Below are 14749 nucleotides of genomic sequence, written 5' to 3'. Positions count from 1 at the left end.
CGTTGACTGAGCCATGCGCCGCCGCCTGATCAACTCCACGCTCGCCGTGGTGCTCGTCGTGATCGCCGTCTTCGGGGTCTCCCTGGTCATCGTGGAGACCCGGACCATCACCAGCAGCGCCCAGGACCGCATCGAGTCCGAGGCGCTGCGTCTGGTGGGCATCGTCGAGGCGAACGTCCTCGAGAAGAAGCCCATCGACCCCCAGGCGCTCGCCGACCAGCTCGACATCGGCCACCACGCCAGGATCACCGTCCCCGGGCAGCCGCCCGTGGAGGTCGGCGACCGCATCGACGACGACGTCATCCGGGGCACCTCACGCGGCGAGCAGGGCGAGATCGTGACGGTCGAGGAGTCCCGCGCCACCGTGACCAAGGAGGTCGGGCGGACCCTGGCCGTGGTCGGCGCCGTGGCGCTGCTGGCCGTCGTGGCGGCCGTACTGCTCGCCGTACGGCAGGCGAACCGGCTGGCCTCCCCGCTCACCGACCTCGCCGAGACGGCGGAGCGGCTGGGGTCCGGCGACCCGCGGCCCCGGCACAAGCGGTACGGGGTCCCCGAGCTGGACCGGGTCGCCGACGTCCTCGACTCCAGCGCCGAGCGGATCGGCCGGATGCTGACCGCAGAGCGCCGCCTCGCCGCGGACGCCTCCCACCAGCTGCGCACCCCGCTCACGGCGCTGTCGATGCGGCTGGAGGAGATCACCGTCACCGACGACCTGGAGACCGTGCGGGAGGAGGCGTCGATCGCCCTCACCCAGGTGGAGCGGCTCACGGACGTCGTGGAGCGCCTCCTGACGAACTCGCGGGACCCGCGGACCGGCTCGGCGGTCCCCTTCGACCTCGACGAGGTCGTCAAACAGCAGGTGGAGGAGTGGCGCCCCGCCTACCGCAGCGCGGGCCGGGCGATCGTGCGCTCCGGCAAGCAGGGCGTACGGGCCGTCGGCACTCCGGGAGCGGTCTCGCAGGTGGTGGCGACCCTGGTGGAGAACGCGCTGATGCACGGCGGCGGCACCGTCGCGCTGCGCACGCGGGTGGTCGGCAACCAGGCGGTGCTGGAGGTCACGGACGAGGGGCCGGGGGTCCCGCCCGATCTGGGGAGCCGGATCTTCGAGCGGGCGATCAGCGGCCGCAACTCCACGGGGATCGGACTGGCCGTCGCCCGGGACCTCGCGGAGGCGGACGGCGGGCGCCTCGAACTGCTGCAGGCGCAGCCGCCGGTCTTCGCGCTCTTCCTCAGCCGTACGGCACCGCCGCGGGCCGAGCCGGAGGAGGCCACCGTCCGGTAGGGGACCGGTCGGGTCCCGCCAGGACAGGTCTAAGCGGTCTCGGGGACGTGCCCTACTTCCCCGAGGCCGCTTAGGTGCTCGCGGGCGCGGGGATCGGACTGGGCACCGGATCCGGCAGCGGATCGGGCATCGGCTCCGGCCCGGGCTCGGGCCGGGGCAGCGGCGCCGGATCGGGCATCGGCTCGGACTGCTCGAATGCCGCTGCGGCCACGGGTACGGCCACGGGCAGGGCCTTGAAGACCCAGGTCCGGTACGACCAGAAGCGGAAGACGGTGGCGGTGGCGATGCCGATGAACTTGAAGACGTTGCTGGCGACCGGAGCGTCCCAGCCGAGGCCGTACGTGGCCGCGTACAGCACGCCGTTCTCGATGACCAGGCCGATCGCGCTGAAGGCGGCGAACAGGGTCAGCTCGCGGGTGCGGCCGCTCTGGGCGCGGTCCCGGTAGGCGAAGTAGCGGAAGCCGAGGTAGTTCGTGGCAATGGCGACGACGGTGGCTATCACGCTCGCGCGCACCACCTGGAGGTCGGTCGTGCTGCGGATCAGGTTGAAGACACCCAGGTTGACCAGCACACCCAGACCGCCGACCGCCCCGAACTTGGCGACCTCCCGAACGAGACCGCGTACGCGTTCGAGAACCGATCCGTTCCCCGGCGTGCTCATCTGAATGGTCAGTCCCTGTCGGTCACCGCCCCGCTCGGGGCGTCCGGTCTTGTCCGTCAACCCCCACATGGTAAGTCTCCCCCCTGTGGCCCGTCTGTGCCTTCGGACACCGTGCGACGCACGGCACACCGGGGCCTCACCGACAGGTCCGCGCCAGGCCACGTCCATATGGCGGAATCCCGCCGGATACCCTGGAGGCGTGACGTTCCCGGTAGTCGGCATGGTCGGCGGCGGACAGCTCGCCCGCATGACCCACGAGGCGGGCATCCCCCTCGGCATCAGATTCAAGATCCTCAGTGACACCCCACAGGACTCGGCGGCCCAGGTCGTGAGCGACGTCGTCATCGGCGACTATCGCGATCTGGAGACGCTGCGCGCCTTCGCGCGCGGCTGCGACGTGATCACCTTCGATCACGAGCACGTACCCACCGAACACCTCAGGGCTCTGGAAGCGGACGGCATCCCCGTCCGCCCGGGGCCCCACGCGTTGGTGCACGCCCAGGACAAGGGGGTGATGCGCGCCAAGCTCGACGAGATCGGCGCGCCCAGCCCCCGCCACCGGATCGTGCGCGATCCGGCGGACGTGGCGGCCTTCGCGGACGAGGTGGGCGGCTTCCCGGTCATCCTCAAGACGGTGCGCGGCGGATACGACGGCAAGGGCGTGTGGTTCGTCCGCACCCCCGACGACGCGGAGGCGCCCTTCAGGGCGGGCGTCCCCGTCCTGGCGGAGGAGAAGGTCGAGTACGTCCGCGAGCTCGCGGCCAACATCGTCCGCTCCCCGCACGGCCAGGCGGTGGCCTATCCGGTGGTGGAGTCCGTCCAGGTGGACGGGGTCTGCGACACGGTGATCGCCCCCGCCCCGAACCTCTCGGAGGAGCTGGCCGGCGAGGCGCAGGCGCTCGCCCTGCGCATCGCCAAGGAGCTCGACGTGACCGGCCACCTGGCCGTGGAGCTGTTCGAGACCGCCGACGGCCGGATCCTGGTCAACGAACTGGCCATGCGCCCGCACAACAGCGGCCACTGGACCCAGGACGGGGCCATCACCTCGCAGTTCGCCAACCACGTGCGGGCCGTCCTGGACCTCCCGCTGGGCGACCCGCGCCCGCGTGCCCGCTGGACGGTCATGGCGAACGTGCTCGGCGGGGACTACCCCGACATGTACGCGGCGTACCTGCACTGCATGGCCCACGACCCGCAGGTGAAGATCCACATGTACGGCAAGGACGTGAAACACGGCCGCAAGGTCGGCCACGTCAACACCTACGGCGACGACCTGGACGATGTGCTGGAGCGCGCACGCCACGCTGCCGACTACCTCAGAGGAACGGTCACGCAATGAGCACTTCCGCCGCTGGTCCCGTCATCGGCATCGTCATGGGCTCGGACTCCGACTGGCCGGTCATGGAGGCCGCCGCCCAGGCCCTGGACGAGTTCGAGATCCCGTACGAGGTCGACGTCGTCTCCGCCCACCGGATGCCGCGCGAGATGATCGAGTACGGGGAGCAGGCCGCCGGCCGCGGCCTCAAGGCGATCATCGCGGGTGCCGGCGGCGCCGCCCACCTGCCCGGCATGCTCGCCTCCGTCACCCCGCTGCCGGTCATCGGCGTGCCGGTGCCGCTGAAGTACCTCGACGGCATGGACTCGCTGATGTCGATCGTCCAGATGCCCGCGGGCGTTCCCGTCGCCACCGTCTCGGTCGCCGGGGCGCGCAACGCGGGCCTGCTGGCCGTACGGATGCTGGCCGCGCACGACACCGAGCTGCTGGCCCGGATGCGCGACTTCCAGCAGGAGCTGAACGACCAGGCCACCGAGAAGGGCAAGCGGCTGCGAGCGAAGGTCGCGGGCACGGAGTCCTTCGGATTCGGCAAGTGAGCGCGGCGCAGCGCCTGGACGAGGCGCGAGAGCTCCTGGCCGAGCACCCCGTCGTGGACGGCCACAACGACCTCCCCTGGGCGCTGCGCAAGCAGGTCCGCTACGACCTGGACCAGCGGGACATCGCCGGCGACCAGTCGGCGTACCTGCACACCGACATCCCGCGGCTGCGGGCCGGCGGGGTCGGCGCGCAGTTCTGGTCGGTGTACGTGAGCACCGAACTGACCGGCGACGAGGCGGTCAGCGCCACGCTGGAACAGGTGGACGCGGTGGACCAGCTGATCGACCGTTACCCGGGCGACCTGGTGCGGGCGCTGACGGCGGACGACATGGAGGCGGCCCGCGCCGACGGCCGGATCGCCTCGCTGATGGGCGCCGAGGGCGGCCACTCCATCAACAACTCGCTCGCCACCCTGCGGGCCCTGCACCAGCTGGGCGTGCGGTACATGACGCTCACGCACAACGACACCATCGACTGGGCGGATTCGGCGACCGACGAGCCCCGGCACGGCGGCCTCACCGACTTCGGCCGCGAGGTCGTCCGCGAGATGAACCGCGTCGGCATGCTGGTGGACCTCTCGCACGTGGCGGCGACGACGATGCGCGACGCACTGGCCGTCTCGGCCGCGCCCGTGGTCTTCTCGCACTCCTCGGCGCGCGCGGTGTGCGACCACCCGCGCAACATCCCGGACGACGTGCTGGAGCGGCTCCCGGCCAACGGCGGGGTGGCGATGGCCACCTTCGTGCCGAAGTTCATCCTCCCGGAGGCCGTCCAGTGGACGCTGGCCGCGGACGCGAACCTGCGGGCGCACGGCTTCCACCACCTGGACACCACGCCCGAGGCGATGGCCCTGCACCGGGCCTTCGAGGCGCAGAGCCCGCGCCCGGTGGCCACCGCCGCCACGGTCGCCGACCACCTGGACCACATGCGCGAGGTGGCCGGGGTCGACCACATCGGCATCGGCGGGGACTACGACGGCACGGCCTTCACCCCGTCCGGCCTGGACGACGTGGCGGGCTACCCGAACCTGATCGCGGAGCTGCTGGCGCGCGGCTGGTCGAAGGCCGACCTGGCCAAGCTGACCTGGTCCAACGCGGTACGGGCGCTGCGCGACGCGGAGGCGGTGGCGCGGGACCTCTCGGCGTCCCGGGGCCCGTCCAACGCGGTGATCTAGCGGGAGCGGGGCGGATACGGCGACCGGGTGTGACTCGCTGACCTGCGAGTTACACCCGAATGCCACATCTGCCGGGCGACCCAGGCGTCCCACATGTCACGGTGGCACCATCTCTCCCTGCTGCCGCCGAGACCGGAGCGAACGCCATGGCCGACCTGCAGGATGAACCCCACTCCGTGGGCATCGGAGCAGAAGATCTCCCCGCACCAGCCGAAACGGCGGTCGGCGCCCTGGAACGGGCCGCCGCGCTGCTGTCGGCGCAGCCCGTCGCCGACGGGTGCAACACGCTCGTCTGGACGCTGCGCCAGAGCCCGTACCACGACATCGACAAGCCGGGGGACAGCGGAGTCGACACCGACATCCCCCGGCTGCGCGCGGGCGGAGTCGGCGCGCAGTTCTGGTCGCTGCTGACCCCGCACGAGGCGGGGACCCCGACGGACCAGGTCGTCTCCGACACCCTGGAACAGATCGACGTGGCGCTGGCCCTGATCCGCCGCTACCCGGACAGCCTCTGCCTCGCGCTGACCGCCGACGACATGTCCGACGCCCGCAACCGCGGCCGGATCGCCTCGTTCCTCGGCCCGGTGCCCGGCCGGACCCTGACCGACTCCCTGGGCGCGCTGCACGCCTTCCACGCGCTGGGCGTACGGATCTTCGCGCCCGCCGGAGCGCCCTGGGCCCAGCAGGACCTGACGGCCTTCGGCCACGAGGTGGTCCAGGAGGCCAACAGGCTGGGGATCGTGCTGGACCTGACCGGGTGCCCGCCGACCGTGGCCCGTCAGATCGCGGCGGCCTCCAAGGCCCCGGTGGTCATCTCGAACACGGCGGCCGCGGCCCTGAACCCGCACCCGGGCAACGCCACGGACGAGGTCCTGCTCGCGCTGCGGGAGGCGAACGGCCTGGCGATGGTCACCTTCGACGCCACGCGGACCGGGGACTCCCTGCACGCGGTGGCGGACCACGTGGACCACGTCCGCGCGGTCGCCGGCCCCCACAGTGTCGGCCTCGGCGCCGCCTTCGGCACCGAACAGGGCACCTCCCGCCCGACCGGCCTGACCGACCCCTCGGGCTACCCCCGCCTGATCGCGGAACTCCTGGACCGAGGCTGGCCGGAAGCCGACCTGGCCCTGCTGACCTGGGGCAACGCCCAACGGGTCCTGCGCGACGTGGAATTCACCTCCCGCGCCGCCCAGCACCGGCGCAGCCCTTCATGACGCACCGCCCGACGGGCCCTCGCGCGCCCCGGCCCCGACCGGGTCCCCGGGCTTCGGCGAGGCGGGGTCCGGGGCGGCGGCCGGGCGCTACGCGCGAGGGCGGCCCATCGCCCGGTACGTCCAGCCCGCCGCGCGCCAGAGCTCGGGATCGAGGGCGTTGCGGCCGTCCAGGATCAGCGGGTCGGTGACGACGCGGCCCAGCTCCACCGGGTCCAGGTCGCGGAACTCGCGCCACTCGGTCAGGTGCAGGACCACCTCCGCACCACGCGCCGCCTCCAGCGCGGAGTCCGCGTACCCCAGGGTGGGGAAGACGCGACGGGCGTTGTCCATGCCCTTGGGGTCGTAGACGGTGACCTGGCCGCCCTGGAGGTGGATCTGCCCGGCCACGTTCAGGGCGGGGGAGTCGCGTACGTCGTCCGAGTCGGGCTTGAAGGTCGCACCCAGAACCGCGACCCGCTTGCCGAGGAAGGACCCGCCCACCGCTTCCCGGGCCAGCTCCACCATGTGTCCGCGGCGCCGCATGTTGATGGAGTCGACCTCACGCAGGAAGGTCAGCGCCTGGTCGGCGCCGAGCTCGCCCGCGCGCGCCATGAAGGCCCGGATGTCCTTGGGCAGGCAGCCGCCGCCGAAGCCGATCCCGGCCCGCAGGAACTTCGCGCCGATCCGCTCGTCGTAGCCGATGGCCTCCGCCAGCTTCACCACGTCACCGCCCGCGGCCTCGCACACCTCCGCCATCGCGTTGATGAACGAGATCTTGGTGGCGAGGAAGGAGTTGGCGGCGGTCTTCACCAGCTCGGCGGTCGGGAAGTCGGTGACCACCAGCGGGGTCCCCTCCGACATCGGCGTCTCGTACACCTCGCGCAGCAGCTTCTCCGCGCGCTCGCCCTGCACGCCGATCACGATCCGGTCGGGGTGCAGGGTGTCCTGCACCGCGAAGCCCTCGCGCAGGAACTCCGGGTTCCAGGCCAGCTCCACGTCCGCGCCCGCCGGAGCGAGCTCCACGAGCTTCGCCGCCAGCCGCTCCGCCGATCCCACCGGCACCGTCGACTTGCCGACCACGAGGACCGGCCGCGTCAGGTGCGGGGCCAGCGAGGCCATCGCCGCGTCGACGTAGGACATGTCGCAGGCGTACTCGCCGTGCTTCTGCGGAGTGTTCACGCACACGAAGTGGACGTCGCCGAACTCCCCGACCTCCTCCCAGGAGGTCGTGAACCGCAGCCGCCCCGTCGAGCCCGGCAGCCCGGCCACGTGCGCGGCGAGCAGCTCCTCCAGCCCGGGCTCGTACATCGGCACCCGGCCCGCCGCCAGCATCTCGATCTTCTCCGGCACCACGTCCAGCCCCAGCACCTCGAAGCCCAGCTCCGCCATCGCCGCGGCGTGGGTCGCGCCGAGGTATCCGGTGCCGATCACAGTGATCCTGAGGGGGGCCATGGGTGCTCCAGAGGTGCGGGGCCGTTTGCGGCCACTGAGCATAGTCGGGCCCACCCCCGGGGACGTTCCCCAGGAGCACCACCGCTGTCACGCAACTCACGTCGGCCGTCCATATCGCCATCCGTGACCGGGCGACTAAGCTTGGGTTACTTAACGGTAGTTAGCATCACGCATCACCCTTGGGGAGTGAGAGATCTTGGCGGGTTCTGCCGACTTCGACCTGTACCGCCCGGCCGAGGAGCACGACATGCTCCGCGAGTCGGTCCGCTCGCTCGCCGAGGCGAAGATCCTCCCGTTCGCCGCCGCGGTCGACGAGGAGTCCCGCTTCCCGCAGGAGGCCCTGGACGCCCTGGTCGCCAGCGACCTGCACGCCGTCCACGTGCCCGAGACCTACGGCGGTGCGGGTGCCGACGCCCTCGCGACCGTGATCGTGATCGAGGAAGTGGCCCGCGTCTGCGCCTCCTCCTCCCTGATCCCGGCCGTCAACAAGCTCGGCTCCCTCCCGGTGATCCTCTCCGGCTCCGAGGAGCTCAAGGCCAAGTACCTCGGTCCCCTGGCCAAGGGCGACGCGATGTTCTCGTACGCGCTCTCCGAGCCGGACGCGGGCTCCGACGCCGCCGGCATGAAGACGCGCGCCGTGCGCGACGGCGACTTCTGGGTCCTCAACGGCGTCAAGCGCTGGATCACCAACGCGGGCGTCTCCGAGTACTACACGGTCATGGCCGTCACCGACCCCGAGAAGCGCTCCAAGGGCATTTCCGCCTTCGTCGTCGAGAAGGGCGACGAGGGCGTCTCCTTCGGCGCCCCGGAGAAGAAGCTCGGCATCAAGGGCTCCCCGACCCGCGAGGTCTACCTCGACAACGTCCGGATCCCCGCCGACCGCATGATCGGCGCCGAGGGCACCGGCTTCGCCACCGCGATGAAGACCCTCGACCACACCCGCATCACGATCGCCGCCCAGGCGCTCGGCATCGCCCAGGGCGCCCTGGACTACGCCAAGGGCTACGTCCAGGAGCGCAAGCAGTTCGGCAAGCCGATCGGCGACTTCCAGGGCGTTCAGTTCATGCTCGCGGACATGGCCATGAAGGTCTCGGCCGCCCGCGCCCTGACCTACCAGGCCGCCGCCGCCTCCGAGCGCGGCGACGCCGACCTGACGTACCTCGGCGCCGCGGCCAAGTGCTTCGCCTCCGACATCGCCATGGAGGTCACCACGGACGCCGTCCAGCTCCTCGGCGGCTACGGCTACACGCGTGACTACCCGGTCGAGCGCATGATGCGCGATGCCAAGATCACGCAGATCTACGAGGGCACCAACCAGGTCCAGCGGATCGTCATGGCCCGCAACCTGCCGTAACCCGGGTCTGACCTGCACCGACGCGAACGCCCCCGGCAGCCCGCCGGGGACGTTCGCGCACGGGGCGGCGGGCTAGGCTGTGCGCCGGTCCAGTCGTCGGTGCGTGGTGCGTGGGGTGGGGCGGAAAGACATGTCCGTGGAACGCGAGATGGCGGGGCTGCTACGGCAGATCGCCCACAAGGACGTCATCGAGATCGGCCCCTCGGCCGCCCTGGGGCGGATGGCGGCCCTGGCCCACGTGGCGGAGCACTACGGCTTCGAGTACGGGCGCACGCACCGGACCGGGCACAAGAAGCAGCTCGCCCTGGTCGAGATGTACCGGGACCCCAGCCCCGGGGCCCGCGCCCGCGGGGCGGCCACCATCGCCGCGTACCCGCAGGCGGGCAACGGCGGCGCGGTGCCCGGGATGCTCCAGGGGTCCTACCGGCCCCTCCCCGGGGCGGCCGACGCCGTCGCCCGGGTCAAGGACCGGATCATGTTCGACGCCCTGTCCTCCCACGCCGCGGACGGCGGCCGGAAGATGGTCGGCTACGCGATGTGCGTGGTCCTGGCCCTCGTCCTGCTCGTGTCCGGGAAGCCGTTCGTCGCGCTGGCCGGCGGAGGCGCGCTCGCCGCGTTCCTGGCCGGCGCGTTCAAACTGGGCGACATCCGCCGACAGCGGATCGCCCGGCGGCTGACGGACGCCGGGTTCATCCAGGTACGGGACGAGCGCGGCAGGCAGAGCTTCCTGCGGCCCGGGCAGCAACTGCCCGGCCACGCCAATCCGTTCGCCCCCTGACCGGGCGAACAACACACTCATTCCATGACATACCGAGCGCGGCGTCCGTATGCGTGCGCGCGCCGGTCGACACATCCGGCACCGGCCTCCGGGCGCTCCCGGATGGGCTAAATTTGGACCTTCGTACGCCGGAATCGGTTGGGGAGAACGCAATGACGGAAGCGATCCTGCTGGTCGGCGGACAGGGGACGCGGCTGCGTCCCGTGACGGTGAACACGCCCAAGCCCATGGTCCCCACGGCCGGCGTCCCGTTCCTCGCCCACCAGATAGCCAGGGCCGCCGCCGCCGGTGTCACGCACATCGTCATGGCCACCTGCTACCTCGCCGAGGTCTTCGAGCCCTACTTCGGCGACGGATCCGAGTTCGGCGTCCACCTGGAGTACGTCGTCGAGGACGAGCCGCTCGGCACCGGCGGTGCCATCCGCAACGCCGCGCAGCTGCTCACGGGCGGCCCCGACTCCTCCGTCCTCGTCTTCAACGGCGACATCCTCACCGGCCTGGACATCGCCGGCCTCGTGGAGGCCCACGAAACGGCCGACGCCGACGTCTCGCTGCACCTGGTGCAGGTCGACGACCCGCGCGCCTTCGGTCTGGTCCCCACCGACTCCGAGGGGCGGGTGCTGGCCTTCACCGAGAAGCCGCAGACCCCCGAGGAGATCATCACCGACCAGATCAACGCCGGCTGCTACGTCTTCCGGCGCAGCGTGATCGACTCCATCCCGGCCGGCCGCCCGGTCTCCGTCGAGCGCGAGACCTTCCCCGGTCTGCTCGCCTCCGGGGCCACGCTGCACGGCGTCACCGAGAACACGTACTGGATGGACCTCGGCAGGCCGGAGGCCATCGTCCAGGCCTCCGCCGACCTGGTCCGCGGCGTGGTGTCCTCCCCGGCCGTCCCCGGACGGCGCGGCGAGTCCCTCGTGCTGCCCGGCGCCCAGGTGGACGCCGGGGCCAAGCTGTCGGGGGGCACCGTCGTGGGCGCCGGCGCCCGGATCGAAGCGGGGGCGGTCGTCCAGGGCTCCATCGTGCTGGAGGGCGCGTTCATCGGCCCCGACGCGCAGGTGACCGCCGGCCTGATCGGTGCCCGCGCCTCGGTGGGCGCGCGGACCGTGCTGGACGGCGCCGTCATCGGTGACGACGCCGTCGTGGGGGCCGACAACGAACTCCGCGCGGGCGCCCGGGTGTGGTGCGGGGCGCAGCTGCCCGCCGCCGCCATCCGCTTCTCCCCGGACGCCTGATCACAGACGCCTGACCCCGGGCTGCCTGATCCCCGGGCTGCCTGATCCCCGGGCTGCCTGATCCCCGGGCTGCCTGATCCCGGGCGCCTGGAGACCAGGCGCCCGGACCGGCCCGGTCAGTTGCCGCGGACGGTGACCTTCTCGTCGTTCTGGATCTGCTTCACCAGCTGCTGCACCTTCGCCTTGTCCCACACGAGGTTGCCGCCGCGCTGGCCGGAGATCGGCATGTTCATCGAGACGCCGTCACCGCCGTTGACGCCCTTCATCGCGAAGAACATCTGGCCCATGTCGTACAGGCCCATGTCCTTGTCCACGATCAGCGTGTCCAGGCCCGCGCCCATCAGCGGGTAGAGCTTGAACGGGTTGAGGATCGTGGACGGGGTCGCCGCCTGGTTGGCGAGCGCCGACAGGAACTTCTGCTGGTTCTTCGTCCGCTGGAGGTCCGACTCCGCGAAGGCGTACCGGGTCCGGACGAAGGCCAGGGACTGCTCGCCGTTCAGCGTCTGCTTGCCCGCCTTGAAGTCGGCGCCCGACTTCTCGTCCTTGAAGCCCTCCTCGATGTCCAGCTCCACCCCGCCCAGCGAGTCCACGATGTTCGCGAAGCCGGCGAAGCCGATCTCCGCGTAGTGGTCGATGCGCAGGCCGGTGTTGAACTCCACCGTCCGCACCAGCAGCTCGGGGCCGTCCTCGGCGTACGCCGCGTTCAGCTTGGTGCGCTTGCCCGTGCCCGGGTACTTCTTGCCGGACTGGGAGCCCACGAAGGACGGGATCTCCACGTCCGAGTCGCGCGGCAGCGAGATCATCGTGTTCCCGCTGGAGCACTTCGCCAGGATCATCATCGAGTCGGTCCGCTTGCCCTCGGCCGAGCCCGTGTGGAGCTTCTTCTTCTCCTCGTCGGACATCCCCTCGCGGCTGTCGGAGCCCACGATCAGGTACGTCGTGCAGTCGCCCTCCTTCGGGCGCTCGATGACCTTGGAGAGGTCCACCTCGCGGCGCACCTTGGAGTCGGCCCAGAAGTAGGTGGAGACGGTGGTCACCAGCAGCGCGGAGACCAGCACGATCGAGCCGATCTTGATCCGCTTGCGCCAGTCCGGCGCCGGGCCGGGCGCCCGCCCCGGGCCGCCGGGGCCGCCGGGCCCGGACGGCGGCTGCGCGGGGCCGCCGGGCCCCGCGGGCGAGCCGTAGACCTGGCCCGTGTTGTAACCGCTGTCGTAGCCGCCGTACGTGTCGGGGCTCTGGGTCTGCTGCGGGGGCACACCCGGTGCGGACGGCGGCATTCCGGGCCGTCGGGCGGGCGCCGGGACCGCCGGGCGCGCAGGCTGCTGCCGCTGGACGTGCCGCATCCGCTGCGCGCCCTCGGGCTGCGCCTGCCCGCTGCCGCGTCCGTACCCGTCGTCACGGCGGCCACGCTCGTCGCGGTCGCCGCTCCACCCCTCTGGCCAGTCATTCATGCGCCCAAGGATGCCTGCCCGGGCGCGTCGTCCGACAGCCCGGGGTGCGATCCGTGCCGGGGCTGTTGCAGAGCTGATGCCTCCGATACGCATCTAAGGTGTCCGTATGACACAGATACCGGGCGAGCTGCCCGGGAAGCCGACCGCGGCCTCCCGTACGACCCTCAGCCACATCATGACCGCCAACGACACCAACCTCCTGGGCACGGTGCACGGCGGCGTGATCATGAAGCTGGTGGACGACGCGGCGGGCGCCGTGGCCGGCCGCCACTGCGGAGGCCCGGCGGTCACTGCGTCCATGGACGAGATGGTCTTCCTCGCCCCCGTACGCGTCGGTGACCTCGTGCACGTGAAGGCCCAGTGCAACTGGACCGGCCGGTCCTCCATGGAGATCGGCGTACGCGTCCTCGCGGAGCGGTGGAACGAGTCCACGCCCGCCACCCAGGTCGGCAGCGCCTACCTCGTCTTCGCGGCCGTGGACGCCGAGGGCAAGCCCCGCAAGGTCCCGCCCGTCCTCCCGGAGACGGAACAGGACGAGCGGCGCTACCAGGAGGCCCAGATCCGCCGCACGCACCGGCTCGCCCGCCGCAAGGCGATCATGGCCCTGCGCGAGGAGCGGGCGGCGCGGGGCTTCGACGAATGAGCGCCGCCGGGCTCCGCGGGGCAGACGGGAATTGACGAGAGGCCCTAGCTCCCGCAGACCACGTCGTCGCCCGTGATCACCCCGGTCTCGCCGCCCTGGTACGGGTCCTCCGCGCGCACCGGCACCACCTTGCGGTAGTCCGAGCCCGCGACCACCAGCACCGTCCGCCCCTGGCCGGCCACCGCCCGCAGCTCGCTGCCCGGCAGCGCGGTCGCCAACGAGCGGGCGGAGCGGTCCCAGCGCGGGTCGTAGGAGACCACCGTGCGCTTGACGTCGCGGCTGGCGCCGTTGCCCGGCGCCCGGGTGGTGTCGAAGCCGGTGGCGCGCAGCGCCGCGTCGACCCGGCCGCCCAGTCCGTCGATCCGGGTCCCGTTCTCCACCTGGACCCGGATCTGCTGAGGGGGCACGTCCACCGGTACCGCCGCCGGCTGGCCGCCGGGTTTCCCGGGCCGGGCCGGGGCGAGCGGCCGGTCCTGCCGCAACGCCTCGAACAGCTTCGCGGCCTTCGGCTCGTCCCACTTCACCGTGGAGCCGATGCCCTTGACCGGGTACGAGGGGTCGCCGACGGGCACGGAGGCGAACTCCGAGGACGACGGGGTGAAGTCCCGCATGGCCTGCCCGAGCGCGAGCATCTGCTCCGAGCCGAAGCCCGTGTCCGCCCGGACCGAGCCGAGCAGCGTGGAGCTGACCTGCTTGAACTTCACCGGGTTGAGCAGTACCCCGCCGCCGGTCGCCTGCTGGATCAGGGCGGCGACGAACCGCTGCTGGCGCTGCATCCGGCCGAGGTCGGAGGCCCCGTCGACGTGGCGTGAGCGTACGTACTGCAGGGCCTGCCCGCCGGTCAGCCGGTGGGTGCCGGGCAGCAGGTCGAGGCCGGTGTTCGCGTCGCGCATGGTCTTGGCGGTGCAGATCTCCACGCCGCCGACGGCGTCGACCGTCTTCATGAAGCTGGTGAAGTCGACCTCCAGGTAATGGTCGATCTTCACCCGGGTCATGTTCTCGACGGTCCGCACGGTCAGGTTGGGCCCGCCCTCCGCGTACGCGGCGTTCAGCTTCACGGGGTGCCCCTTGTGCGGCTTGCCGCTGTTCAGGTCCTGGTGCTCGGGGATCTCGGCGTAGCTGTCGCGGGGCAGGCTGATCACGCTCGCCCGTTTCCGGTCCGCCGACAGGTGCACCAGCATGATCGTGTCGGTGCAGTGGCAGGGCGCTCCGCCGAGGCGGTAGTCGCGCTTCTCCTCGGGGCTGACCTTCTCCCGGCCGTCGGTGCCCACGAGCAGGAAGTTCAGGCCGTGCCCGGCCTGCGGGCGGTTCTTCATGTCCTTGAACGGGTCCACCCGCTCGATCCCGGTGTCCAGCCCGGTCATCACGGCGTGCCCGACGGCCCCGGAGCCCAGCACCACCACCGACAGCCCGGCCGCGATCCGCACCCCCCACCGGGGTCTGTCCCCCCGGTGCCGGGCCGGACCGCCGCCCCCACCGCCGCGCCGTGCGCGCTGCGGCTGCGGCTGGGGCGGCCTGGCGGGACGGGCGGGACGGTGCGGCTGGGGCACGGTGGACACCTCCGCGGGGATCGGCAGGAACCCCGGTCGACGGACGGGCCAGATCGGTCTGATTCGCCAGAACAGTAGGCCCATACGATCAGCATCTGTCCGT

Annotated in this window: 13 protein-coding genes; 9 read left to right on the top strand and 4 right to left on the bottom strand. The window is 71.8% G+C overall.

The window, feature by feature from the left end; genetic code table 11:
• Positions 1 to 13 precede the first annotated feature (13 nt).
• Entirely contained in the window at positions 14 to 1282 is a 1269-nt protein-coding gene (locus OG429_RS16175) for an ATP-binding protein (protein ID WP_328926029.1), read from the top strand.
• 70 nt (positions 1283 to 1352) lie between these two features.
• Here the strand turns inward: OG429_RS16175 and OG429_RS16170 are convergent, their stop codons facing one another.
• Positions 1353 to 1943 carry a GtrA family protein gene (locus OG429_RS16170; protein WP_328930287.1) on the bottom strand — a complete coding sequence of 197 codons (591 nt, stop codon included), beginning with the start codon at positions 1941 to 1943 and terminating at the stop codon, positions 1353 to 1355.
• Between the two features lie 199 nt (positions 1944 to 2142).
• Here OG429_RS16170 and OG429_RS16165 point away from each other — a divergent pair, with 199 nt between their 5' ends.
• From OG429_RS16165 to OG429_RS16150, 4 genes are all read left to right on the top strand, one after another.
• Complete coding sequence (locus tag OG429_RS16165; RefSeq protein ID WP_328926028.1) at positions 2143 to 3282, top strand: 5-(carboxyamino)imidazole ribonucleotide synthase; 1140 nt, start codon at positions 2143 to 2145, stop codon at positions 3280 to 3282.
• Entirely contained in the window at positions 3279 to 3815 is a 537-nt protein-coding gene (purE, locus tag OG429_RS16160; protein WP_328926027.1) for a 5-(carboxyamino)imidazole ribonucleotide mutase, read from the top strand. Before OG429_RS16165 ends, purE begins: the two co-directional genes overlap by 4 nt.
• Entirely contained in the window at positions 3812 to 4990 is a 1179-nt protein-coding gene (locus OG429_RS16155; protein WP_328926026.1) for a dipeptidase, read from the top strand. Before purE ends, OG429_RS16155 begins: the two co-directional genes overlap by 4 nt.
• Before the next feature lie 146 nt (positions 4991 to 5136).
• Positions 5137 to 6204, top strand: a complete 1068-nt coding sequence (locus OG429_RS16150; protein WP_328926025.1) for a membrane dipeptidase — start codon at positions 5137 to 5139, stop codon at positions 6202 to 6204.
• 87 nt (positions 6205 to 6291) lie between these two features.
• Here the strand turns inward: OG429_RS16150 and OG429_RS16145 are convergent, their stop codons facing one another.
• Complete coding sequence (locus OG429_RS16145; RefSeq protein ID WP_328926024.1) at positions 6292 to 7635, bottom strand: UDP-glucose dehydrogenase family protein; 1344 nt, start codon at positions 7633 to 7635, stop codon at positions 6292 to 6294.
• A 196-nt stretch (positions 7636 to 7831) separates the two neighbouring features.
• Between OG429_RS16145 and OG429_RS16140 the strand changes: the two genes are divergently transcribed.
• From OG429_RS16140 to OG429_RS16130, 3 genes are all read left to right on the top strand, one after another.
• A complete protein-coding gene (locus OG429_RS16140; RefSeq protein ID WP_328926023.1) occupies positions 7832 to 8989 on the top strand; it encodes an acyl-CoA dehydrogenase family protein in 1158 nt (385 codons plus the stop codon).
• Positions 8990 to 9119: 130 nt separating this feature from the next.
• A complete protein-coding gene (locus tag OG429_RS16135) occupies positions 9120 to 9767 on the top strand; it encodes a hypothetical protein (protein WP_328926022.1) in 648 nt (215 codons plus the stop codon).
• A gap of 152 nt (positions 9768 to 9919) precedes the next feature.
• Positions 9920 to 11002 carry an NDP-sugar synthase gene (locus OG429_RS16130; protein WP_328926021.1) on the top strand — a complete coding sequence of 361 codons (1083 nt, stop codon included), beginning with the start codon at positions 9920 to 9922 and terminating at the stop codon, positions 11000 to 11002.
• Positions 11003 to 11118: 116 nt separating this feature from the next.
• Here OG429_RS16130 and OG429_RS16125 read toward each other — a convergent pair whose 3' ends face one another.
• Entirely contained in the window at positions 11119 to 12453 is a 1335-nt protein-coding gene (locus OG429_RS16125; RefSeq protein WP_328926020.1) for an LCP family protein, read from the bottom strand.
• 106 nt (positions 12454 to 12559) lie between these two features.
• Between OG429_RS16125 and OG429_RS16120 the strand changes: the two genes are divergently transcribed.
• On the top strand, positions 12560 to 13096 hold the full coding sequence (locus OG429_RS16120) for an acyl-CoA thioesterase (protein WP_328926019.1): 537 nt from the start codon (positions 12560 to 12562) through the stop codon (positions 13094 to 13096).
• Positions 13097 to 13140: 44 nt separating this feature from the next.
• Here OG429_RS16120 and OG429_RS16115 read toward each other — a convergent pair whose 3' ends face one another.
• Positions 13141 to 14646 (bottom strand): LCP family protein, encoded by a 1506-nt coding sequence (locus tag OG429_RS16115; RefSeq protein WP_443051262.1) that lies wholly within the window; start codon positions 14644 to 14646, stop codon positions 13141 to 13143.
• Positions 14647 to 14749: the final 103 nt, after the last annotated feature.

The sequence above is a fragment of the Streptomyces sp. NBC_00190 genome (assembly GCF_036203305.1).
Classification (GTDB): domain Bacteria; phylum Actinomycetota; class Actinomycetes; order Streptomycetales; family Streptomycetaceae; genus Streptomyces.
This window is presented reverse-complemented; position numbering and strand designations above follow the sequence as displayed.